Below are 20,328 nucleotides of genomic sequence, written 5' to 3' on the forward strand. Positions count from 1 at the left end.
AAACGCTACGGCATCCTTCCGGTCGCTGACAGGGTGGGAAAGCTCTACCGGGCGCATCAGCAGGTGATGCCCAGCACCTTGCTGCGGAGCCTCAGCTTCCCTTCCAGCGCTGGCTGCTGCGGGCCCGCTGACCCCAGACCGCATCCAGCCTTCGGTCGCGCCCGCAGGACCAGCGGTAGTAGTTGTACCTGACGCTGTTGCGATTGGCGTAGTTCTGGTGGTAGCCCTCCGCGGGCCAGAACCGGGACAGGGGGCGGATCGTCACCTTGATCGCAGCCGCCGGCTTGCCCAGCTCCCGGGCCGCCGCCACCAGGCTGTTGCGCGCCTCCACGGCCTGGTTGGCGCTCGTGGTGAAGATCACGGGCCGATAGGAATCGCCGCGGTCGCAGAACTGGCCGCCACCGTCGAGGGGGTCGATGTTGCGCCAGTAGGCCCGAAGCAGTGTGTCGTAGCGGATCTCGGTGTTGTCGAAGCGCACCCGCACCACTTCCTGATGGCCGCTGCCCCCCGCCGAGACCTGCTTGTAGGTGGGGTTGGCCGCCTTGCCGCCGCTGTACCCGCTGACCACATCGATCACGCCCGGGAGCTTCTCCAGATCGTGCTCCAGGCACCAGAAGCAGCCCCCGGCCAGCACCGCCTCCTCGGTGGCGGCCAGGGCCGGTGCCACCGGGGCGCCAATGGCCACCAGCAGGGCCAGCAGCAGGGCGATCAGATTCATGGCGTGGGGTCCGAGAACGGCTTGAGGATCGCTTCGGCCGCCCGACGGGTGACCCCGGGCTCCCCCAGTTCCTCTCGCAGCCGACCGTAGCCCTCCAGCACCCGCTCCCGGGCCCCGGAGGCCGGGTCGAGCAGCGGGGTCAGGGCCGCCACGATGGCCTCGGGGGTGAAGGCGTCCTGCAGCAGTTCGGGCACCAAGCGCTCCCCCAGCACCAGATTGACCGGTGAGATGTGATCCACATTGAAATGGAGCACATGCCTGGCCAGGAAGGCGGTGGGCCGGCTCACCCGGTATCCGGCCACCTGGGGCACCCCCCGCAGAGCGAGCTCCAGATTGGCGGTGCCCGACTTGGTCAGGGCGGCGTCGGCGGCGGCGCAGAGCAGGGGCCGCAGTCCGTCGGCCTCCCCCGCCGGGATCACCCGCACGGCGCTGACGCCGGCGGCCTCCATCGCCTCGGTGAGGGGGGCTTCGAATCCCGGCAGGCCGGCCGGCAACAGCACCTGCAGATCGGGATGCTGCCGCTGCAGCAGGGCCACCGCTGCGGCCATGGGGGGCAGCAGGTAGCGCAGTTCCTGGCGGCGGGAGGCGGGCAGCAGCAGCAGCACCGGAGCGTCCGCCGGCAGACCCAGCCGTTGGCGGGCCTCCTGGCGGGAGGGCCGCTGCTGCAGGGTGTCGATCAGGGGATGGCCCACCCAGGTGACCCGGGCGCCCCGCTCGCCGTAGAAGCGGGCCTCCTCGGGAAAGATCGCCAGGATGCGGTCGGTGAATCCGATCAGCCGGGTGGTGCCGCCGTCGCCGAGGCTGAAGGCCCACTCCTGGGGGGCGATGTAGTAGGTGATCGGCACGTCCGGGTAGAGCCGTTTCAGCCGCAGACCCAGATTGACGTTCGCCCCCATGTAGTCGATCAGCACCACCGCATCCGGCGGGTGCCCCCGCAGCCAGCGGCGCACCCTGGCCTGGAGTTTCAGGGTGGGGAGCACCAGGGGGATCGGTTCCCAGAGGCCGATGGCCCCGAGCCGGGTGGTGTCCGCCAGGAGCACGGCGCCGGCCCGCTCCATGCGGCTGCCCCCGAGGGCCACCACCTCCAGGGGCAGCCCGCGGCGGCTGGCCTCCTCGTGCAGGGCCTTGACGAGCAGGGATCCCTGCAGATCACCGGAGACCTCGCCGGTGCTGATCAGCAGTCGCACCATCAGCGCTGGGCCGGCAGCGGTCCACGTCGGCCCGGTCCCACCGAGGCTTCCAGAAAGGCGCACAGTTCATCGGCCGCGGCCAGCAGAGGCCGCTCCCGCGCCTGCCGCAGAGCCGCCGCCAGCACCAGATCGCTGCGATAGATCAGGGTCCAGAGGTCCTGAAGCTGGCGAAACTGGGCGCCATCGTCGGCCTGGGTCACACCGCTGCGGCGGAGGCCGACGCGATTCAGCCCGCGGATGCGCCCCGGGTGTCCCTCCACGGTCATGAACGGCGGCACGTCCCTGTCGATGCGGCTCATGCCGCCCACCATGGCCAGGGTGCCGATGTGCACGAACTGGTGAATGCCGAGCACCCCGCCGATCACGGCGCGATCGCCGATCACCACATGGCCCGCCACCGCCACGCCGTTGGCGATCACGATGCGGTCGGCCAGCTGGCAGTTGTGGCCGATGTGGCTGTAGGCCATCAGCAGATTGCCGCTGCCCAGCACGGTCTGCTCCCCCTCCGCGGTGGCGCGGTTGATGGTCACGCACTCCCGGATCGTGTTCTCATCGCCCATCACCACCTCGGTGGGCGCTCCGCCGTACTTCAGGTCCTGGGGTTCAAGACCGATGCAGGCTCCAGGGAAGATGCGGTTCCCCTTCCCCATCCGCACCCGTCCGTCGATCACCACATGGGGGCCGATGCGGCTGCCCTCGCCGATCTCCACCTCCGGACCGATCACCGCGAAAGGACCGATCTCCACGCCCGAACCGAGCCGGGCCCGTGGGTCGACCACCGCCGTGGGGTGCACGGATGTCGCCATGGCTGCACGGGACATCACGTCAGTCCACGAGCGAGAACATCAGCTCGCCGGAGCAGACTCTTTCCCCGTCCACCGTGGCCAAGGCGTGCACTTTGCCGAAGCGTTTGCGCTTGAGGCTGAGCAGTTCACAGGTGATCAGCAACTGGTCGCCCGGCACCACGGGCCGCCGGAAGCGGACGCCGTCGATGCCGGCGAACACGAACAGTCCCTTGGGCAGATCGGGCATCTGGGTGACGATCAGGCCGCCCACCTGGGCCATGGCCTCGACGATCAGAACGCCGGGCATCAGAGGCCGGCCGGGGAAATGGCCCTGGAACTGGGGCTCGTTGAAGGTGACGTTCTTGAGCGCCACGGCCTTCTTGCCGGGGATGTATTCCACCACCCGATCCACCAGGGCGAAGGGATAGCGGTGGGGGAGCAGGTTGAGGATCTGCTCGCTGCTGAGCACCACCGCACGCTCCGCTTCGGGGGTACTGCAGGGAGGCGGGACAGCCGGTGGGGCGGAGGGGGGAAGAACGGTCAAGGAATTCAGTGGATCGGTACGGGTACGGGCGGAAGAGGGGCCTGGACCGCCAGGGCCGCGGCCATGGCGGTATGCAGGCCGTGGGACCCCCGGTAAGCGAAGACATGGGCCCTCGGCAGGCCCACCAGCGCCAGATCTCCCAGCAGGTCAAGCAGCTTATGGCGCACCGGTTCGTCGCCGTAGCGCAGGGGGGGATTCACCCAGCGGTCGCCGTCGCACACCAGGGCATTGTCGAGGGCGCCGCCGCGGATCAGCCCGGCGGCGAGCAGCTGGTCCACCTGCTCCCGGAAACCGAAGGTCCGGGCCGGGGCGATCTCCGCCACGAAGCGCTCCGGAGTGAGATCGAGGCTGAACAGCTGGCGGCCGATGGCGGCCTGGGGAAAGTCGATCGCCGCGGTCAGGCGCAGCCGGTCATTCGGCACGACCACCACGAAGCCCGATCCCTGCTGCAGGGTGAGGGGCAGGGGGGGCAGGGCGGGTTCCTGACGCTCCCCCCGCTCCTGCAGGCCCGCCTCGCCGATCGCCTCCACCCAGGGCAGGGCGGAGCCGTCGAGCAGGGGGACCTCCTCTCCCTCCACCAGCAGCTCCGCCTGGCTCACCCCGGTGCCCGCCAGGGCGGCCAGCAGATGCTCCACCGTCGCCAGCCGGCGATCCCCCAGCTGCAGACAGGTGCAAAGGCGGGTGTCGTTCACCAGGGAGGGCCCGAGTCGCTGCAGGGGGCGTTCCGGGGCATCCAGCCAGCCCAGCCAGTACCCCGGCCGCTCCGAGGGCCCCAGGCGGAGGCGGGAGACGGCGCCGCTGTGCAGACCGACGCCTTCGCGCTCCACCGAGGAGGCCAGGGTCCAGGCCTGGCGGTAGTCGCTGGGCCAGATCGTCACTAGAACTTCCAGCCCACGCCCAGATTGAAGCGCCACTCGCCGGTGAAGTCCTGGCTGGCCACCTCCAGGCGCAGGGGACCCACCGGCGTGGTCACGATCAGACCGGTGCCGACGGAGAAGCCGGAGCCGGGTTTGCCAAGCAGGCCGCCGAGGTTCCCCGGCACGCTCGCCTGGGTGCCGAAGGTGGTGCCGCCATCGATGAACAGTTCCCCGCTGATGATGCTGAACAGGGGGAAGCGATACTCGATCGTGGCCTCACCGAAGCTGCGGCCCACACCCAGATCGCAGTCGAAGTAGCCCCGCACCGAATTGCCGCCGCCCAGGCAGAAGGCCTCATAGGGCGGCAGCTGGCCGATGTTCGTGCCGGCCGAAACCTGGAAGGCCAGGGCCTGCTTGCAGTCCTCCGTCTCACCGGCCTTGGGTCGGCACCCCTTGTAGAACTTCAGCCAGCGCACCGGGATGTAATGGGTGAAGCTGGTCCGCACGCGGTTGAAGGTGGGCGAATCCGGGCCGACGGAGAGGAACTGCTCGGTGCTGATGCTGAAGAAGTTGCCCTGGGTCGGGTTGCGGGGGTCGTTGAGGGTGTTCATCGTGGCGGCCAGCCGCAGACCCAGCAGCTGGTTGCGGGTGGCGCAGTTGTAGGCCAGGCAGACGACCGAATCGTTGGGGACGGAATCCAGGTCGTTGGCGTTTTCCGGGACGGCCACACCGAAGCGGCGGGTGGCACCGGAGAAGTCCATGGGGGTGGCCACCTGGCCGGTGAGGCCCACCAGGACGCTCCAGGGAGCCCGCTTGAACGGATTGCCTCCATTGAGGGGCCGCACGAACTGGACGTTGGCACCGACGCGCTGGATCAGCACACTGTTGCCGTCGTAGTTGAACCAGCTCAGATCCTGGCCATTGTTCTCAGCGGCGTTTCGCGCCGCCGTCACCGAAGAGAAGTCGTTATCGAGGGGATTCGACGATGAGTCGATGTTGTAGGCCACCGAGGTGCCGGGAGCCTCGTAGAAGTCGGAAACGGTGAAGATGTTGCCGCCGTTCTGGCTCTGGAACACCTGGGGAGCATCCCGGCTGATGAAGGCCCGCAGGCGGAAGGCCGTGCGGTAGGGGTCCCCCTTGATCCAGGGATCGCTGAAGGAGATGTCGGCCAGGCCGCCGAACTGGCCGTAGGTGAAGCTGGTGGACAGATCCCAGGCCCGGCCGAACAGGTTGCTGTCCTGCAGCTGGATCTGGCCGAAGACCCCCTGGCTCTGGCTGTAGCCCAGGCCACCGGAGAGCGAGCCGGTCGACTGCTCCACCACCCCCAGCACGATCACCACCGCACCGGGATCCTCCGGTTCCGGTCGCAGGGTCACCTTCACATCGCTGAACAGGCCCGTGCCGTAGAGGCGCTTGAGATCGTCCTCCAGGTTGCGGCGGTTGAACACCTCACCGGACTTGATCGAGATCTCGCGGGTGATCACCCATTCCTTGGTCTTGCCCTTGATCGGCTGCCCCTTGTCGTTGCTGGCTGATCCCTCCTTGTTGAGGAACTGCACCTCCACGCCCTTCACCGTGCCCTGGCGGACGAGCAGCTGCACGTCCCCTTCGGGACTGATCCGGGACGGGCCGGAGACCCTGGCCAGGGAAAAGCCCTGATCGGCATACCACTTCTGCAGGCCCTGCATGCGGGTCTGAAGGGTGACCAGGTTCAGGGTCTTGCCGTAATCACCGGCAAAGGTGTCCTCCACCACCGAGGGGGGCAGCTTGGCGTCGGCTGGATCGAGGCTCACCTTGGTGAGCACCGGGTTGGGCACTACCGCGACCACCAGACGCACCCCCAGAGGGCCGTCCTGGGGCTGGATACGCACATCGGAGAACCAGCCTGTGGCGTAGATGGCCTGCAGGTCGGTCTCCAGCTCGCTGCGGGTGATCGCATTGCCCGGGGTCACCGCCATGGCGGCATAGGCGGCGAGCTCCAGGCGTTCGCGTTCCGGATGGTCGGCCAGGCCTTCGATCACCACCTCGCTGATCAGCACCCTGGGCTCGGCGTCCGCCGCCGGGGTGTCGGTCGGGCTCAGGGAGGGTTTCCCGGGTCGGTCGTCGCTGGCGGCCGGGGTGTTCGGGGTGGAAGGGGCCGCCGGGGTGGCGGGAGTGGCCGGTTCCGCCGGGCCGGCCTCCGGCGTGGATGGGGCGGTTTCGGCGGGTTCGGCGAAGGGGTCGGCGCCGGCCTGGGCCAGCGAAGCCGGAGCGGGCTGCCCATCCCGGGCGTCGGGGGGGCTCTCCGCGGCGGCGGCTGGGGCGCCCGCGCCCGCCAGCCACAGGACTCCGAGGAGCGGCAGGGAGGCCCTCGCGGCCCAGGGCGTGACGCTTCGAAGCGTGTGGGGCCTGCCGAGGCGAACGCCAATCATGGATGTCGTCTGCAGAGCGGCCTGGCCGCAAAGTGCGCTGACCTTACCGGTAGACCCGTGGTTCAGGACAGACCCCTTGGACCCGTTTGAGGACCTCCCCGTAGGCTTCCACCACCCCGCCCAGGTCCTGGCGGAAGCGATCCTTGTCCAGAATCCTGTCCTGAGCGTCCGCCACCGCCCTGTCCCAGAGGCGGCAGGTGTCGGGACTGATCTCGTCGGCCACCACCAGTTCGCCGGTGGCGGTGAAGCCCAGCTCGATCTTGAAATCCACCAGTTCCAGCCCCACAGGGCCGAACAGGGCCCGCAGACCGTCGTTGACCCGGAAGGCCAGATTCCTGATCGCCTCCAGCTGGGCGGGGGTCACCACACCGAGTCGATCCAGCCTGGCTTCGCTGAGCAGGGGGTCCCCCAGGGCATCGTCCTTGTAATAGAGGTCGAGCAGGGGAGGCTCCAGCGGCGTGCCCGCAGCGATCGGCATCTGACGGCAGAGGGATCCGGCCGCCAGGTTGCGCACCACCACCTCCACCGGCACCACCCGCACCGGCCGCACCATCATCCAGTGGTCGCTGTACAGGCCCCGGTAGTGGGTGGGAACTCCCAGCTGTTCCAGATGCTCGAACAGCAGGGCGGAGATGCGGCAGTTCATCGCCCCCTTGCCCAGCAGCTGGGCTTTCTTGAGGGCATTGAAGGCCGTGGCGTCGTCCTTGTATTCCACCGCCACCACATCCTCCCGGTCGGTGGCATAGACCCGCTTCGCCTTGCCCTCGTAGAGCAGCGGGCCGGTGGCAGGGGACAGGCTCATCAGGAAGGTGGCGGTGTCGTGGGCTGGGTCGGGATCGGATCCGTCGCCGGCTGATCGGCCGCATGGCCGCCGGGGTCGCGGGGCGAGCGCAGCTGGATCTCCAGCTGGCGCACACGGGGGGCCGACGCCGGATCCAGGCGGCGCCAGCGCCATTCCCCGTAGGCATCATCGATGCGGCCGCTGAGCCGCAGACGCCGCTCCAGGGCCCGCTCGGAGGGCAGGGCGGCCTGGGTGTCGAGGAGTTCCGCCACCAGCCCCCAGGCTCCGACCGCCGCCGCCTGCTCCAGGGCCGTCTCCAGCAGGGCCTCCCGCTCCGGAGCGGGCAGTTCCGCCAGCAGACCCACGGCCTGCTGCAGGCGCTCGGCCCCCGCCAGGCCAGGCCGCCGGGCCTGGACCAGCAGCTCTCCGGCGACCCTGGGGAATCCCCTGGATTCCAGGTGGGTGGCCAGCAGTTCCAGGGCCGAGCGGCTGATCAGCGTGCCGTCCTCCCGGCGCTGCAGGGGCAGGGCGAGCTGATCGAGGGGACTGGCTCCCTCCCGCTGCAACCGCTCCAGGGCCAGGGCCGCCCGCCGGTGATCGAGGCCCGCCGAAGCGGCCCGCCACTGCAACTGCAACCACTGCACCCGCTCGGCACCGGCGGCCGGGCCGTAGCGGTTGAGCACGTTCATCGCTTCGCTGGGGGCACGGCAGCTGAGCAGCACATCGGCGTTGGCCAGCACCACCGCCAGCGGCTGGGGGGCCGGATGGATGGTCAGCAGCCGCTGCTGCAGCAGGCGCAGGCGTTCACCCAGGTCGGCGTCGGCGCTCTGGCGACAGGCCCCATCAAGCTGCTCCAGATCGCCCTGTAGCAGCACCTCGGCGAAGGCCTCCTCGCTCAGCAGGGGCGGCGGCTGATCCGTGGCTTCGGGCGCTGTGGGGGCGGCGGATTCGCCGGGGGCAGGGGAGTCGAGGGTGGCCGCTGCCGCCGGGGCCGCCCTGGCAGGCGCCGGCGACAGCCCCGCCAGGGCGGCCAGGGCGACCAGGCCCGCCAGCCGTCCACTCCCGAGCCGCCACCGGGTCCGCCGCCGCCGGTGCCGGCCGGTCTCCGGGCCGGCACCCAGGGGTGGGGCGGCGGTTGAGGCGGCGGTCGAGGAGAATGACAAAGGTGCGGAGCAGCAAGGCAGGTGAGGGCAACCGGTGCAGCACCCGTGCCGGCGCTCAACCTAGGGGAGCTGCCCCCACCGATCCACCCCGTCACGCCCTCCATCCATCCCCATGGTGTCGTCCACCGTCTCCGATGCTTCCCCGACTCCGACCCGGATCCTGGTGGTGGGTGGCGGTGGCCGTGAGAACGCCCTGGGCTGGGCTCTGGCGCGCTGTCCTGGGGTCGAGCAGGTGCTGGTGGCTCCCGGCAACGGCGGCACCGCCGATCTGCCCGGCTGCGGCCAGCTGGCCATCGCCGAAGGCGACCACGTCGCCCTGGCCGCCGCCTGCCGCGACCGGAGCATCGATCTGGTGGTGGTGGGACCGGAGGCACCCCTGGCCGCCGGACTCGCCGACCGGCTGCGGGCGGAGGGCCTGGCGGTCTTCGGCCCAGGGGCCGATGGCGCCCTGCTGGAGGCCAGCAAGCGCTGGGCCAAGGAGCTGATGGCGGCGGCGGGGGTCCCGACGGCGGCGTACTGGTCGGCAACGGATCGGCAGCAGGCACTGGCGGCCCTGGAGCACCACGGCCGGCCTCTGGTGGTGAAGGCCGATGGCCTGGCGGCCGGCAAGGGCGTCACGGTGGCCGAGAGCCTCGAGCAGTGCCGCGAGGCCATCGAGGAGGTGTTCGCCGGCCGCTTCCCGGTCACCGGACCCGGCGGGGAAGCGGCGGCCCCTTCCCTGGTGCTGGAGGAGCGGCTCGAGGGGCCCGAGGTCTCGGTGTTCGCTCTCACCGACGGCTGCTCCATGGTCCTGCTTCCTCCCGCCCAGGACCACAAGCGCATCGGTGAAGGGGACACCGGTCCCAACACCGGCGGCATGGGGGCCTACGCACCGGCACCGCTGCTCGACGCGGCGGGCCTGGAGCAGGTGCGGGGCCTGGTGCTGGAACCGGTGCTCGCGGCCCTGCGCCACCGGGGCATCGACTACCGGGGAGTGATCTTCGCCGGCCTGATGCTCACCCAGGCCGGTCCGAGGGTGATCGAGTTCAACTGCCGTTTCGGCGATCCGGAGTGCGAGACCCTGATGCCGCTGCTGGGGCCGGAACTGGCCCAGGTGCTGCTGGCCTGCGCCCGGGGACGGCTGGAGGAGGCTCCGCCCCTCTCGATCGAACCCCACTGCAGCGCCTGCGTGATCGCTGCCGCCGAGGGGTACCCGGGCGAGGTGCGCCGGGGTGATGCGATCCATGCCGGCCTGGCGGACGATCCCCGGCTGCAGATCTTCCATGCGGGCAGCCGCCGCGCCGAGGACGGCCGGGTGGTCACCGCCGGGGGGCGGGTGCTGGCGGTGGTGGCCCAGGCCGATGACTTCGACACGGCGTTCGAGCGGGCCTACACCGCCCTGGGACAGGTGGCCTTCAAGGGGATGACCTTCCGTCGCGACATCGGCCATCAGGTACGTACGCGCCTCCCGGTGCCCCTCCCATGACGCTGCTCGACCCCACGCCCGTCCAGAGGGGGGCCCAACCACCCGATCCGCTGGGGCTCTGGAGGGAGCGGCTGCAGCGCTGGTGGGCCGAGTTCAGCCTCCAGACGAAGCTGCTGGCGGTCGCCACCCTGGTGGTCAGCCTGCTGATGACGGGCATCACCTTCCTGGCGCTGAATGGCATCCAGCGGGATGCCCGCATGAGCGACACCCGCTATGCCCGCGATCTGGGCCTGCTGCTCTCGGCCAACGTCACCCCCCTGGTGGCCCAGGGCAACGACCGGGAGCTGGCGTCGGTGGCCGAACGCTTCTGGCAGTCCAGCCGCAGCCTTCGCTACATCTTCTTCGCCGATTCCGACGGCGTGATCTACCTGGGCATCCCCATGGGGGGCAGCGCGGGAGCGGGGGAACGCCTGCTCAGCCGCCGCCTGGAGCTGCCCGCCGACATCCAGCGCCGGCCCGACAACCCCCTGATCCGCCAGCACCTCACCCCCGACGGCCAGGTCACCGACGTGTTCGTCCCGATGGTGAGCGACGATCGCTACCTGGGGGTGGTGGCTCTGGGCATCAATCCCAACGAGACGCTCCTGGCCAGCGCGGCCCTCACCCGGGAAGTCACCGTGGCGGTGTTCATCTCCATCTGGGTGCTGGTGATCCTGGGCTCGGTGTTCAACGCCCTCACGATCACCCAGCCGGTGAAGGAACTGCTGCGGGGGGTGCGCTCCATCGCGGGCGGCAACTTCGAGACCCGCATCGCCCTGCCGGTGGGCGGGGAGCTGGGAGAACTGCTCAACGGCTTCAACACCATGGCGTCCCAGCTGGAGGTCTACAAGGCGGCGAACATCGAGGAGCTCACCGCCGCCCAGGTGAAGCAGCAGTCGCTGATCGCCACCATGGCGGATGGGGCGGTGCTGCTCGATGCCGAGGGCCGCATCGTGCTGGCCAACCCCACCGCCCGGCGACTGTTCCGCTGGGAGGGCCGCAACCTGGAGGGCAGTGAGCTGGCCGCCGAGCTTCCCGACCGGCTGGCCATGGAACTGCACGAACCCCTGGACAGCCTGATCGCCTCCGAGCGGGACAACACCGACGTGCGCTGCAGTTTCGGCGAACCCCCCCGCACCCTGCGGATCGTGCTCCAGTCGGTGCGGGATGCCAGCGGCGAAAGCCTCAAGGGGATCGCCATGACCATTCAGGACCTCACCCGTGAGGTGGAACTGAACGCGGCCCAGAGCCGTTTCATCAGCAACGTGTCCCACGAGCTGCGCACTCCCCTGTGCAACATCAAGAGCTACGTGGAGACCCTTCACGACATGGGCGATCTGCTCAGCGCCGGAGAACAGAAGGAGTTCCTCAGCATCGCCAACGCCGAAACCGACCGGCTGGCGAGGCTGGTCACCGATGTGCTCGACCTCTCCCGGCTGGAGTCGGACCGGGTCTGGCAGTTCGAGCCGCTGGAGCTGGCCCCGGCCATCGAGCAGACTCTGCGCACCTACCGGCTCAATGCGGAGGAGAAGGGGGTGAGCCTGGTGTTCGCTACCGACCCCCACCTGCCCCGGGTGCGGGGCAACTGGGACCTGCTCCTGCAGGTGCTCGACAATCTGGTGGGTAATGCCCTGAAGTTCACCCCCAGCGGCGGCCAGCTGCTGTTGCGGGCCTACCCCTGGCCCGACCACTGCCCACTCGAACCGATGGACCAGCCGGGCGACCACCACGCCGCCTGCGCCATCACCTCCCCCCTGCCGCGGCTGCGGGTGGAGATCTCCGACACCGGCTGCGGCATCTCCGAGGCCGACCAGGCGCGCATCTTCGAGCGCTTCTTCCGGGTGGAGAACGACGTGCACACCGAGGCCGGCACCGGTCTGGGTCTCTCGATCGTGCGGGGCATCCTGGAAAAGCACGGCAGCCTGGCCCAGATGGTCAGCGAGCCGGGGGCGGGCACCACCTTCTGGTTCGACCTGCCCCTGGAGCATGCCGACAGTGATGAACTCCAGCTGCAGCTGGAACGGCGGGGGGCCGTGACCGCGGCCTGAGGCGCGCCAGTGCCCTCCGGGTTCAGCCGTCCCCCTCCACGCCTCGCATGATCCTCCCCAGGTCGGCCCGCTCGTCGCTGGTGATGCGGTGGGGCACGCCGCTGATGATGCGCTCGAAATTGACGAAGGAGTCCCTGATCTCGGGGCCGTTGCCGGTGATCACGAATTCCCGGATGCCCTTGTCATGCCAGGAGCCGCGCATCTTGAACACGTTCAGGGCCCGGGCCATCTCACCGCGGATCTCCACGTACTGCAGCATCAGGATCGTGTCGGTGATGGTGGAGATGTGGGAATCAGTGATCGAGTGGCTGCCCATGAACTCCTCGGAGGTGTTGGTGAAGAAGCCTGCGATCTCCTCCTGTTTGGCGTAGCCCGTCACGCCGATCACAAACTGCCGGAAGGTGTTTTGGCTCACACCCCTGGCCAGGGCCGAGAGGGAATCGATCGCCATCCGGGAGGGCTTGAACTCGCTGATCTCCGTCTTGATGATCTGCAGGTGATCTTCCAGTCCCGTGGATTCGGGATAGGCACAGATGATCTTGAGCAGGCCGTCCTGCTCCATCTGCTCGAAGTCGATCCCCCAGCTGGTGGCGTTGCGCAGCAGCTGGGAGCGGGATTCCTCGTAGGCGAACAGGATCGCCCGCTCCTTGCTGCGACAGGCATCCTCCACGAACTTGCTGACCAGCAGCGTCTTGCCGGTGCCGGTGGCGCCGGTGGCGAGAATGATCGAATCCTTGAAGAAACCGCCGCCACACATCTCATCCAGCCGGGCCACGCCGGAGCTCAGGCGCACGTTTGAGGAGCGCTGGGTGAGGCGCATGGCTCCGAGGGGGAACACGCTGATGCCGTGGCTGCCCATGGTGAAGGGAAACTCCCCCTTCATGTGGGTGGTGCCGCGGAGCTTGAGGATCTCCACCGTGCGCCGCCGCCGCTCCCCCTCCAGCACATTGCGCAGGATCACGACGTTGTCGGAGACGAATTCCTCGACGCCATAGCGGGCGATGGGGCCGTACTCCTCGATCCGCTCGGTGGTCATCACCGTGGTGACGCCGATCTCCTTGAGTCGGGCGATCAGTCGGAAGATCTCCCGTCGCACCACGGAGATCGCGTCGTACTGCTGGAAGACGGCCGTGATCGAATCGATGGCCACCCGCTTGGCCTTGTATTTGCGGATCGCGTAGTTGATTCTCTCGATCAGTCCGGAGAGATCGAAACTGCCGGACACCTCCTGGCCATCGGGATCGGGGGACGCATCCAGGACGAACAGCTTGTCCTGCTCCACCATTTCCTGCAGGTCCCAGCCGAAGCTGGCCGCATTGCGCACGATGTCGAGTGGCGACTCCTCAAAGGTGACGAAGATCCCGTGTTCGTTGAACTGGCGGATGCCGTTGCAGAGGAAATTCAACGAGAAGACGGTTTTCCCGGTCCCCGATGTGCCACTGATCAGGGTCGACCGGCCGATCGGCAGGCCGCCATGGCAGATGTCGTCAAAGCCTTCGATCCCCGTGGGCAGCTTCTGCACCTGCATCCGGCCGCCCCCTGGGGACGGGGAGATGGCACCGGAGGAGAAGTTCGTGGGATCCTGCATCGAAGGGATGGACGGACGAATGGGCTGATGGGGAAGGGAAGCAAGATGACGGCATACGGGCGCTCTGCCGATTCGCCTGAGATTCAGGAGGTTCCTGGCCCGGCGGCCTCATCAGCGCCGTCCTCGTCGTCGTCACTGAGGCCGAAATCTTCGGACAGTTCCTCATAGAGGAGATCCAATCCGATCAGCACCCGTTCCCGATCGGAGAGGTCGCCGATGATGCGGCGAACCGGTGGTGGCAGGATTTTGGCAAGGGTGGGGGTGGCCAGGATTTTGTCCTCTTCAGCGAGCTGGGGATTCTTGAGCACATCAATCACCTTGAGGGCATACACGCCACGGAACTCCGACTCGAGAATGTCGCGCAGCGTTTTAAGCGCTCGCATGGAATTGGGCGTGTTCCCTGCCACGTAGAGCTTGAGAATGTAGGTCTTGCGGAATGTCATGGAAGGGGGCTGGTTGAAGGAGAGTGCGACTCAGGCAGGGCTCCGGAAACGACGGGCAGATCGGGAGGCACGGAACGCCGGTACATTTCACAGAGGTGAGCCATGACATCGAGAAGGGCCAGGCGGTAGTCCTGTAGAAAATCATTTTTCTGGCCTTTGAGCATCAGCTGTTTTCTGATTTCTTCGATCAGAACCATGTGGATCTCCACTGTTCTGGTGATCGGCAGATCGGCAAAGAAAGCCGTGTTCACGAAGCTTTCGATCGCCTGGTTGGCCGCTGCCGGATCCTTGAAGTAGCTGATCAGCAGATCGCGGTACGTGCGCGTGAGGGACCCCAGCAGATCGCTGCGCTCTCCGGCTGGCAGGTTGCGCAGGAAGCGCGAAGGATCCCGTTTGTAATAGACGCCCAGGTAACCCAGGCGGCCCTGGAGCCGATTGGGCAGTTTCCAGCCATCCGGGAGTGGCCGAATGGTGCGGCGCAGAAAGCGGGACACCGCGGCATCCAGGCTGTAGCTGAGCTGCTCCAGCTGGTCGGGGGGGAGGCGCACCTCGGCATCGTGAAACAGCACCTTGCCGCTCACCGGCCCGATCACCACGGCCGGCCACTGCAACCCAAGCGCCTGCAGGGCGCCGAACAGGATCGCGTCCACGCTGCCCTCCTCCAGCAGGAGGGCGTCAAACTCCTCCCGGCGACCCTCGAGTTCACGGACTGGATCGTCTGCCGGATCCAATGGCACGAGCCGGTAGCGCCCGCCCTTCAGACCCTGGATGCAGGACTCCGCCAGGGCGGGACTGCGGATGAGCGAAACGATGGTGAGAGCCGGTTGGGGCATCGACCGCTGCGGCGGGGAGCTCCCCAGGACGGGCCGATTCTTGACGAAAGGGAGCCCCGGACGGGAGGATCTTTGTTCTGTCTTTCGATTCCGTGCGTCCAGGCCGAATGGCGGTTTCGAGCCGCCAGCCTGGCCACGCCCCCAGCGCGATGACTCCAGCAACCCCCAGCGACACCACCGGTCCGTACGCGATCGTCGAAGCCTCCGGCCAGCAGTTCTGGCTTCAGCCCGAGCGCTATGTCGATCTCGACCGGCTGAGCGCCGACGTCGACTCCACCGTGACGCTCGACAACGTTCTGTTGATCAAGGACGGCTCCGGCACCACCCTCGGCCAGCCCTATGTGGAGGGAGCCACGGTTGAGCTCAAGGTGCTGGCCCACCGCCGCGGCCAGAAGATCATCGTTTACAAGATGCGTCCCAAGAAGAAGACCCGGCGCAAGAACGGCCACCGTCAGGAACTCACTCGCGTGATGGTTCAGGCGATCAAGGTGGGCGGCAAGGCGATCGCCTGATCCGGCCCTTTCTCTATCCTTCAATTCCCACTCCCTGCTGCTCCTCCCATGGCCCACAAGAAAGGCACGGGTTCCACCCGCAACGGCCGCGATTCCAATGCCAAACGCCTGGGCGTCAAGCGCTACGGCGGTGAGACCGTCAGCGCCGGCTCGATCCTGATCCGCCAGCGCGGCACTTCGGTGATCCCCGGCATCAACGTCGGCCGAGGCTCCGACGACACCCTTTTCGCCCTGGTGGACGGGGTGGTGAACTTCGACTCGATCAAGCGCGGCCTGCGCAACCGCAAGCGCATCAACATCGCCGTCGGCGCCTAGCCCAGAGGGGCGTCGGCCAATTCGGTGCCGTCCCCCGGCACCTTGAGGTAGCGCCTCAGCCAGCCCACCAGCAGGTAGAAAGGCAGGGTGTCCGCCAGGGCCGCCAGCAGCTTGAACACATAGCCGCTGGCGATGTAGACCCCGAGCTGGGGCAGCACCGGTTCCCCGGCACGGATCGGCAGCACATGGGCGGCGTAGTGGCTGATCAGCACCACCGCCGAGGTGTCCACCACCTGGCTGATCAGGGTGGAGCCGTTGTTGCGGAGCCACAGGGCCTTGCCGTTGCTGAAGCGCTTCCAGAAATGGAACAGGCGCACATCGGTGAACTGGGCGGCCATGTAGGCGGCCATTGACGCCCCCACGGCACCGAAGGCCAGCCGGCGCACCTCGAAGAAGACCGGCACCCCTTCGGCGTCGGTGCTGAGCGGCAGCCCCGCCGCGCCGCCGAAGCCATCGAGCCCCGGCAGGATGCCGCCCAGCCAGAGGATCAGCACGATCCAGCCGTTGAGCATCAGCCCCACCCACACCACCTGGGAGGCGCGCCGCTCGCCCCAGATCTCGCTGATCAGGTCGGTGCACAGGAACGTGACGGGATAGGGCAGGGCTCCCACCGCCACGATGATCGGGAAGGAGCCGATGCTGCCCAGGTTCAGGAACCGGGTCAGTCCCAGGATGTTGAGCATCCCCATGGTCCCCAGGAAGATGCCGGCCAGCACCAGAAAGGTCACCTCGCGCCGGTCCTGCAACGTCATCGGCGCCTGAGCATGGAAGAAGGTTCCACCAGGCTGCCGCCTCCCCCCCAGCCGCGCCACGAAAACGTCCCGCTGCCGCAGCCCCTGTGCGGCTTCCTGGTGCTCGACAAGCCCGCCGGCCTCACCTCCCACGACGCCGTCGCCCGGGTGCGGCGGGCCTACGGACTGCGGCGGGTGGGCCATGGCGGCACCCTCGATCCGGCCGTCACCGGGGTGCTGCCCATCGCCCTCGGCCCGGCCACCCGGCTGCTGCCCTACCTGGGCGGCGAAAAGACCTACCGCGGCACGGTGCAGCTGGGTCTGCGCACCAGCACCGACGACCTGGAGGGGGAGGTCATGGACCAGGTCCCCGTGCCTGCCCTCGCGTCTCAGCAGGTGGAGCGGGCCCTGGCCCCCTTCCGGGGGGAGATTCTGCAGGTGCCTCCCCAGGTGTCCGCCGTGCATGTGGACGGCCGGCGGGCCCATGCCAGGGTCCGGGCGGGGGAGGTGCTGGAGCTGAAGCCACGGCCGGCGGTGATCCACGCCCTGGAGCTGCTCGACTGGAACCCCGCCACCGGTCGCCTGGAGCTGGAGCTGCGCTGCTCCGCCGGCACTTATGTGCGGGCCCTGGCGCGGGATCTGGGCGCGGCACTGGGCTGCGGTGGCGCCCTGGCCAGCCTGCGCCGCACCGCCGCCCTCGGTTTCTACCTCGAGCAGGCCATCCCCCTGGAGCACCTGACCAGCGCCCCGCTGCCTCCGGTGCTCGACCCCCTCGAGGCCCTTGTGGACCTGCCGCGCCAGCGGCTCGATCCGGACCAGGTGATGGCCTGGCGCTGTGGCCGATCCCTGCCCCGTACGGTGGAGCAGCTGCCCGAGGGGGCCGTCGCCGTGCTCACGCCGGATGGCAATCTGGCGGGCATCGCCCGTGCCGATGGCGAGGGACTGCTCCTGCCCCGGCTGGTGTTTGACGCTGCCGGCTGAACCGCTCCCGATCCGCTTCCGTTTCCGCTTCCGCTTCCGATCCCGCGATGGCCGGCCACAGCAAATGGGCCCAGATCAAACGCACCAAGGCGGTGGTGGATGCGAAGCGGGGAGCGGTCTTCACCCGTCTGGGTCGGGAGATCACCGTGGCGGCAAGGGGCGGCGGTGATCCGACCGGCAATTTCCAGCTGCGCACCGCCATCGAGAAGGCCAAGGCGGCGGGGGTGCCCAACGCCAACATCGACCGGGCCATCGCCAAGGGCAGCGGCCAGGGGGGTGGAGGGGCGGAGCTGTTCGAAGCGGTGCGCTACGAGGGCTACGGCCCGGGGGGAGTGGCGGTGCTGATCGAGGCCCTCACCGACAACCGCAACCGCACCGCCGCCGATCTGCGGCTGGCTTTCGGCAAGCACGGCGGCAACCTCGGCGAGACCGGCTGCGTCAGCTACCTGTTCGACCAGCGGGCCGTGGTGCGGCTGGCCCTGCCGGACGCCGACGAGGAGACCCTGCTGGAGAACCTGCTGGCCCTCGAGGAACAGGGCGGGGCGGCGGCCCTGGGTTACGCCATCGATCCCGAGGGCGTCGATGTGTTCGGGGTCTTCGCCGATCTGGAAGCGCTGCAGGATGGCCTTCGGGATCGGGGCCTGCCGGTGGCGGGCTGGGAGCATCGCTGGCTCGCTTCCCTGCCCTGTCGCATCGAGGACGCCACCGTTCTGGCCGCCTGCCTGCGCATGCTCGACGTGCTGGAGGATCTCGATGACGTGCGCAGCGTCACGCCCAATCTCGAGGCGGACGACGCCCTGATGGACGCGGCCCTGCTCAGCTGAAGCCTGCACCGCTGCTGATGGCCCCGGGCCCCTCAGCCCATGGCGGCGGCGTCGACGATCACAGTCAGGGCGGGATGCCGCTGCAGCCAGCTGGCGGGCAGCTCCGGTGTCGGAGGCTCCCGCAGGGCGCGGCGCAGGATGGACGCCTTCTCCGCACCGGTGACCACTAGCAGCACCCGGCGGGCCGAGAGGATGTCGGCCATCCCCAGGGTGATGGCGTGGCGCGGCACGGCGCTGGAGTCTCCGTGGAAGTCGACGGCGTTCTGGGCCCGGGTCCGGGCGCTGAGTGCCACGCAGCGGCAGGGGACCGCCGCGTCCGAGGGAGGTTCGTTGAAGCCCACATGGCCGTTGAGGCCCAGGCCCAGCAGCTGCAGGCCGATGCCGCCGGCCCGGTGCACCGTGTCGGCATAACGCCGCGCTTCGTCAGCCGGATCAGGGGCTAGGCCGTCGGGGAGTCGCACCCGGTCGGGGGCCAGGCCGAGGGGCTCGACCACCTGCCGGGCCATGGTGGCGGCGAAGGAGGCGGGATGCTGGGGTTCCAGTCCCACGTACTCGTCGAGGTTGAAGCTGCACCAGGTGTCGCGCAACCGGGCGGCCAGGACGGGGTCGAGGGCCCCTATCCGCCGGGCCAGGGCGGCGTAGACGGGCGCCATGGTGCGACCGGTGGCCAGGCCCAGGGGCCGCTCCGGCCGCAGTCGATCGGCCAGCAGCAGGGACGCCACCCTCTCGGCCACGGCCGCGGCATCGACCAGCGCAACGGGGCGGATGGGGGCTGGGGAGCGCCTCAAGCGGCAGGGTTCAGAGGGAGGAGTAGGGGAGGATCCGGGCCCCCTGGTAATAGTGCCTCAGGATCTCCCGGTAGTCCTCGCCCCGCAGGGCCAGGCCATAGGCGCCCCACTGGCTCATGCCCACGCCGTGGCCGAAGCCGCGCCCGTTCACCACCAGGGCCGGCGCGGCCGGGGGCCGGGGCGCCAGCCAGGGCGCCTGCACCAGGGTGGCGGCCACGGATTCCAGCACGCCGGGCCCGAACACCCCCGGCAGGGCGGGCAGTGGCGGTGGGAACGGGTAGCTCCGGGAGGGAGCCTCGAAGGCGAATCGGGCCATGGTGCTGCGCAGGCCGAGCCGCTGGCGCAGTTCCGCCCCGGAGAGCAGCAGGGAGCCGCCGGGGCCTGTCACCTTCGCCTGGCGGATTCGGCCCGAGCTGGTGGTGGCGAGGAGATCGATGCGGAAGGCCCCACCGATCTCGCGGAAGGCCTTCGCCAGCTGGTCGGCTTCGATGCGCAGCTGCCAGGCGTGCACCGGACTGGCTTCGTCGAAATCAGTCACGCTCACCAGATAGGGCAGTTGCTGCCGCCAGATCTCGCCGCTGTTCTCGGTCAGGCCACCGCTGCTGCTGTGGAAGACCGCGTTGATCAGCCCCGCACCGTGCACCAGCACCTGGGAGCGGGTGCTGCGCACCGCTTCGCGGGTGGAGTCGGTTTCGGCCTCCACCCCCTTGTAAACCTGGCTGGCCACCGTCGCCTTGAGGTCGAAGGGGGCTGCCGGCCGCCGCTGGCGCAGGGCATAGGTGCGTGCCGCCACGGCCTGGGCCCGCAGGGCCGCCTGCGGCCAGGTGGCCGGCATCTCGCTGCCCACCACGCTGGGCAGGTAACTCTCCACATCAATCAGGTTGATCGCCTGCAGCCGGTCGCCCTCCTGCCGCACCAGCAGCCGGCCGCGGTAGCGGCGCTGCTGCAGGGTCAGGAGGGCCTCCCCGCTGCGGCCCCGGGCCGGGGCGGGATCGATCCAGGCCTGCTGCAGCGGCAGGGACACGCGTCGGGGGGTGCCGGCTCTGCCCAGCAGCCGGGCCTCCAGGGCAGACCCGCTGCGGCGCAGCTCCAGCCCTTCGCCAGGGGGGATCTCCAGCAGGGTGCGGCCCTTGCCATCCCCGAGGCGCAGGGGGGCGCTGCCGGCCTCCAGCTCCAGGCTGGGAGCCTCCTGCAGCAGCACGCGCACCATCGGTTCCGGGGCGATGGCCTGCAGGGGAGGCGGCGACGCCAGGGCGGCGGGCAGCAGCGCCAGCGGCAGGCCGGCGCGCCATCCAAGGCGGAGCAGGGACACGGGGGTGCGCCAGCGACAACGGGTCATTGTGGCCGCGCCTTTCGGCCATTGCCACTGCGC

20 protein-coding genes are annotated in these 20,328 nt (G+C 69.1%); 6 read left to right on the plus strand and 14 right to left on the minus strand.

What is annotated here, in order from left to right; genetic code table 11:
- Positions 1–91: 91 nt before the first annotated feature.
- From msrA to KUG41_RS04455, 8 genes are all read right to left on the minus strand, one after another.
- A complete protein-coding gene (gene msrA / locus KUG41_RS04420; RefSeq protein ID WP_216901470.1) occupies positions 92–718 on the minus strand; it encodes a peptide-methionine (S)-S-oxide reductase MsrA in 627 nt (208 codons plus the stop codon).
- Positions 715–1,908, minus strand: coding sequence for a lipid-A-disaccharide synthase (lpxB, locus tag KUG41_RS04425; RefSeq protein ID WP_216901472.1), 1,194 nt, complete (start codon positions 1,906–1,908; stop codon positions 715–717). The genes msrA and lpxB overlap by 4 nt, the downstream gene beginning before the upstream one ends.
- Positions 1,908–2,714, minus strand: coding sequence for an acyl-ACP--UDP-N-acetylglucosamine O-acyltransferase (lpxA, locus tag KUG41_RS04430; RefSeq protein ID WP_216901474.1), 807 nt, complete (start codon positions 2,712–2,714; stop codon positions 1,908–1,910). The genes lpxB and lpxA overlap by 1 nt, the downstream gene beginning before the upstream one ends.
- Before the next feature lie 19 nt (positions 2,715–2,733).
- A complete protein-coding gene (fabZ, locus tag KUG41_RS04435; RefSeq protein WP_216901641.1) occupies positions 2,734–3,162 on the minus strand; it encodes a 3-hydroxyacyl-ACP dehydratase FabZ in 429 nt (142 codons plus the stop codon).
- An 80-nt stretch (positions 3,163–3,242) separates the two neighbouring features.
- A complete protein-coding gene (gene lpxC / locus KUG41_RS04440) occupies positions 3,243–4,115 on the minus strand; it encodes a UDP-3-O-acyl-N-acetylglucosamine deacetylase (RefSeq protein ID WP_216901476.1) in 873 nt (290 codons plus the stop codon).
- Complete coding sequence (locus tag KUG41_RS04445; RefSeq protein WP_216901480.1) at positions 4,115–6,505, minus strand: BamA/TamA family outer membrane protein; 2,391 nt, start codon at positions 6,503–6,505, stop codon at positions 4,115–4,117. Before KUG41_RS04445 ends, lpxC begins: the two co-directional genes overlap by 1 nt.
- 43 nt (positions 6,506–6,548) lie before the next feature.
- The gene (purC, locus tag KUG41_RS04450; protein ID WP_216901482.1) at positions 6,549–7,307 is read right to left on the minus strand and encodes a phosphoribosylaminoimidazolesuccinocarboxamide synthase; all 759 of its coding nucleotides are present in this window, start codon (positions 7,305–7,307) and stop codon (positions 6,549–6,551) included.
- Entirely contained in the window at positions 7,307–8,449 is a 1,143-nt protein-coding gene (locus KUG41_RS04455) for a hypothetical protein (RefSeq protein ID WP_216901484.1), read from the minus strand. Before KUG41_RS04455 ends, purC begins: the two co-directional genes overlap by 1 nt.
- A gap of 112 nt (positions 8,450–8,561) precedes the next feature.
- Here KUG41_RS04455 and purD point away from each other — a divergent pair, with 112 nt between their 5' ends.
- The gene (gene purD, locus KUG41_RS04460) at positions 8,562–9,914 is read left to right on the plus strand and encodes a phosphoribosylamine--glycine ligase (protein ID WP_216901486.1); all 1,353 of its coding nucleotides are present in this window, start codon (positions 8,562–8,564) and stop codon (positions 9,912–9,914) included.
- Complete coding sequence (locus tag KUG41_RS04465) at positions 9,911–11,941, plus strand: ATP-binding protein (RefSeq protein WP_254216832.1); 2,031 nt, start codon at positions 9,911–9,913, stop codon at positions 11,939–11,941. The genes purD and KUG41_RS04465 overlap by 4 nt, the downstream gene beginning before the upstream one ends.
- Before the next feature lie 22 nt (positions 11,942–11,963).
- On the opposite strand, the gene kaiC is transcribed toward KUG41_RS04465, so the two are convergent.
- The 3 genes from kaiC to KUG41_RS04480 all read right to left on the minus strand — a co-directional run bounded on the left by kaiC (position 11,964) and on the right by KUG41_RS04480 (position 14,805).
- A complete protein-coding gene (kaiC, locus tag KUG41_RS04470; protein ID WP_216901488.1) occupies positions 11,964–13,529 on the minus strand; it encodes a circadian clock protein KaiC in 1,566 nt (521 codons plus the stop codon).
- 83 nt (positions 13,530–13,612) lie between these two features.
- Positions 13,613–13,972, minus strand: a complete 360-nt coding sequence (kaiB, locus tag KUG41_RS04475; protein ID WP_216901490.1) for a circadian clock protein KaiB — start codon at positions 13,970–13,972, stop codon at positions 13,613–13,615.
- Positions 13,969–14,805, minus strand: a complete 837-nt coding sequence (locus KUG41_RS04480) for a circadian clock protein KaiA (protein ID WP_216901492.1) — start codon at positions 14,803–14,805, stop codon at positions 13,969–13,971. The genes kaiB and KUG41_RS04480 overlap by 4 nt, the downstream gene beginning before the upstream one ends.
- 149 nt (positions 14,806–14,954) lie before the next feature.
- Between KUG41_RS04480 and rplU the strand changes: the two genes are divergently transcribed.
- Positions 14,955–15,317, plus strand: coding sequence for a 50S ribosomal protein L21 (rplU, locus tag KUG41_RS04485; protein WP_216901494.1), 363 nt, complete (start codon positions 14,955–14,957; stop codon positions 15,315–15,317).
- Positions 15,318–15,365: 48 nt separating this feature from the next.
- Positions 15,366–15,632 (plus strand): 50S ribosomal protein L27, encoded by a 267-nt coding sequence (gene rpmA, locus KUG41_RS04490; RefSeq protein ID WP_216901496.1) that lies wholly within the window; start codon positions 15,366–15,368, stop codon positions 15,630–15,632.
- Here rpmA and KUG41_RS04495 read toward each other — a convergent pair.
- The gene (locus KUG41_RS04495) at positions 15,629–16,384 is read right to left on the minus strand and encodes a queuosine precursor transporter (protein WP_216901498.1); all 756 of its coding nucleotides are present in this window, start codon (positions 16,382–16,384) and stop codon (positions 15,629–15,631) included. The genes rpmA and KUG41_RS04495 overlap by 4 nt on opposite strands.
- A gap of 12 nt (positions 16,385–16,396) precedes the next feature.
- On the opposite strand from KUG41_RS04495, the gene truB reads away from it, so the two are divergent.
- Both truB and KUG41_RS04505 read left to right on the plus strand, forming a co-directional pair.
- Complete coding sequence (truB, locus tag KUG41_RS04500; RefSeq protein WP_216901500.1) at positions 16,397–17,344, plus strand: tRNA pseudouridine(55) synthase TruB; 948 nt, start codon at positions 16,397–16,399, stop codon at positions 17,342–17,344.
- 47 nt (positions 17,345–17,391) lie between these two features.
- On the plus strand, positions 17,392–18,168 hold the full coding sequence (locus KUG41_RS04505; RefSeq protein ID WP_216901502.1) for a YebC/PmpR family DNA-binding transcriptional regulator: 777 nt from the start codon (positions 17,392–17,394) through the stop codon (positions 18,166–18,168).
- A gap of 32 nt (positions 18,169–18,200) precedes the next feature.
- Here KUG41_RS04505 and KUG41_RS04510 read toward each other — a convergent pair whose 3' ends face one another.
- Together KUG41_RS04510 and KUG41_RS04515 are read right to left on the minus strand one after the other, a co-directional pair.
- A complete protein-coding gene (locus KUG41_RS04510) occupies positions 18,201–18,956 on the minus strand; it encodes a glucosamine-6-phosphate deaminase (protein ID WP_254216833.1) in 756 nt (251 codons plus the stop codon).
- A gap of 10 nt (positions 18,957–18,966) precedes the next feature.
- Entirely contained in the window at positions 18,967–20,268 is a 1,302-nt protein-coding gene (locus KUG41_RS04515; protein ID WP_371734026.1) for a SpoIID/LytB domain-containing protein, read from the minus strand.
- Positions 20,269–20,328: the final 60 nt, after the last annotated feature.

The organism is Synechococcus sp. CCY 9618 (assembly GCF_019038415.1).
Taxonomy (GTDB): domain Bacteria; phylum Cyanobacteriota; class Cyanobacteriia; order PCC-6307; family Cyanobiaceae; genus Cyanobium.

Bases quoted from the DNA above. Each gene is read 5' to 3' on its own strand.
- KUG41_RS04465 (WP_254216832.1), top strand. From the start codon at position 9,911: ATGACGCTGCTCGACCCCACGCCCGTCCAGAGGGGGGCCCAACCACCC.
- kaiB (WP_216901490.1), bottom strand. From the start codon at position 13,972: ATGACATTCCGCAAGACCTACATTCTCAAGCTCTACGTGGCAGGGAAC.
- KUG41_RS04480 (WP_216901492.1), bottom strand. From the start codon at position 14,805: ATGCCCCAACCGGCTCTCACCATCGTTTCGCTCATCCGCAGTCCCGCC.
- KUG41_RS04495 (WP_216901498.1), bottom strand. From the start codon at position 16,384: ATGACGTTGCAGGACCGGCGCGAGGTGACCTTTCTGGTGCTGGCCGGC.
- lpxA (WP_216901474.1), bottom strand. From the start codon at position 2,714: ATGGCGACATCCGTGCACCCCACGGCGGTGGTCGACCCACGGGCCCGG.
- KUG41_RS04445 (WP_216901480.1), bottom strand. From the start codon at position 6,505: ATGATTGGCGTTCGCCTCGGCAGGCCCCACACGCTTCGAAGCGTCACG.
- msrA (WP_216901470.1), bottom strand. From the start codon at position 718: ATGAATCTGATCGCCCTGCTGCTGGCCCTGCTGGTGGCCATTGGCGCC.
- rpmA (WP_216901496.1), top strand. From the start codon at position 15,366: ATGGCCCACAAGAAAGGCACGGGTTCCACCCGCAACGGCCGCGATTCC.
- rplU (WP_216901494.1), top strand. From the start codon at position 14,955: ATGACTCCAGCAACCCCCAGCGACACCACCGGTCCGTACGCGATCGTC.
- truB (WP_216901500.1), top strand. From the start codon at position 16,397: ATGGAAGAAGGTTCCACCAGGCTGCCGCCTCCCCCCCAGCCGCGCCAC.
- purD (WP_216901486.1), top strand. From the start codon at position 8,562: ATGGTGTCGTCCACCGTCTCCGATGCTTCCCCGACTCCGACCCGGATC.
- purC (WP_216901482.1), bottom strand. From the start codon at position 7,307: ATGAGCCTGTCCCCTGCCACCGGCCCGCTGCTCTACGAGGGCAAGGCG.
- KUG41_RS04505 (WP_216901502.1), top strand. From the start codon at position 17,392: ATGGCCGGCCACAGCAAATGGGCCCAGATCAAACGCACCAAGGCGGTG.
- kaiC (WP_216901488.1), bottom strand. From the start codon at position 13,529: ATGCAGGATCCCACGAACTTCTCCTCCGGTGCCATCTCCCCGTCCCCA.
- lpxB (WP_216901472.1), bottom strand. From the start codon at position 1,908: ATGGTGCGACTGCTGATCAGCACCGGCGAGGTCTCCGGTGATCTGCAG.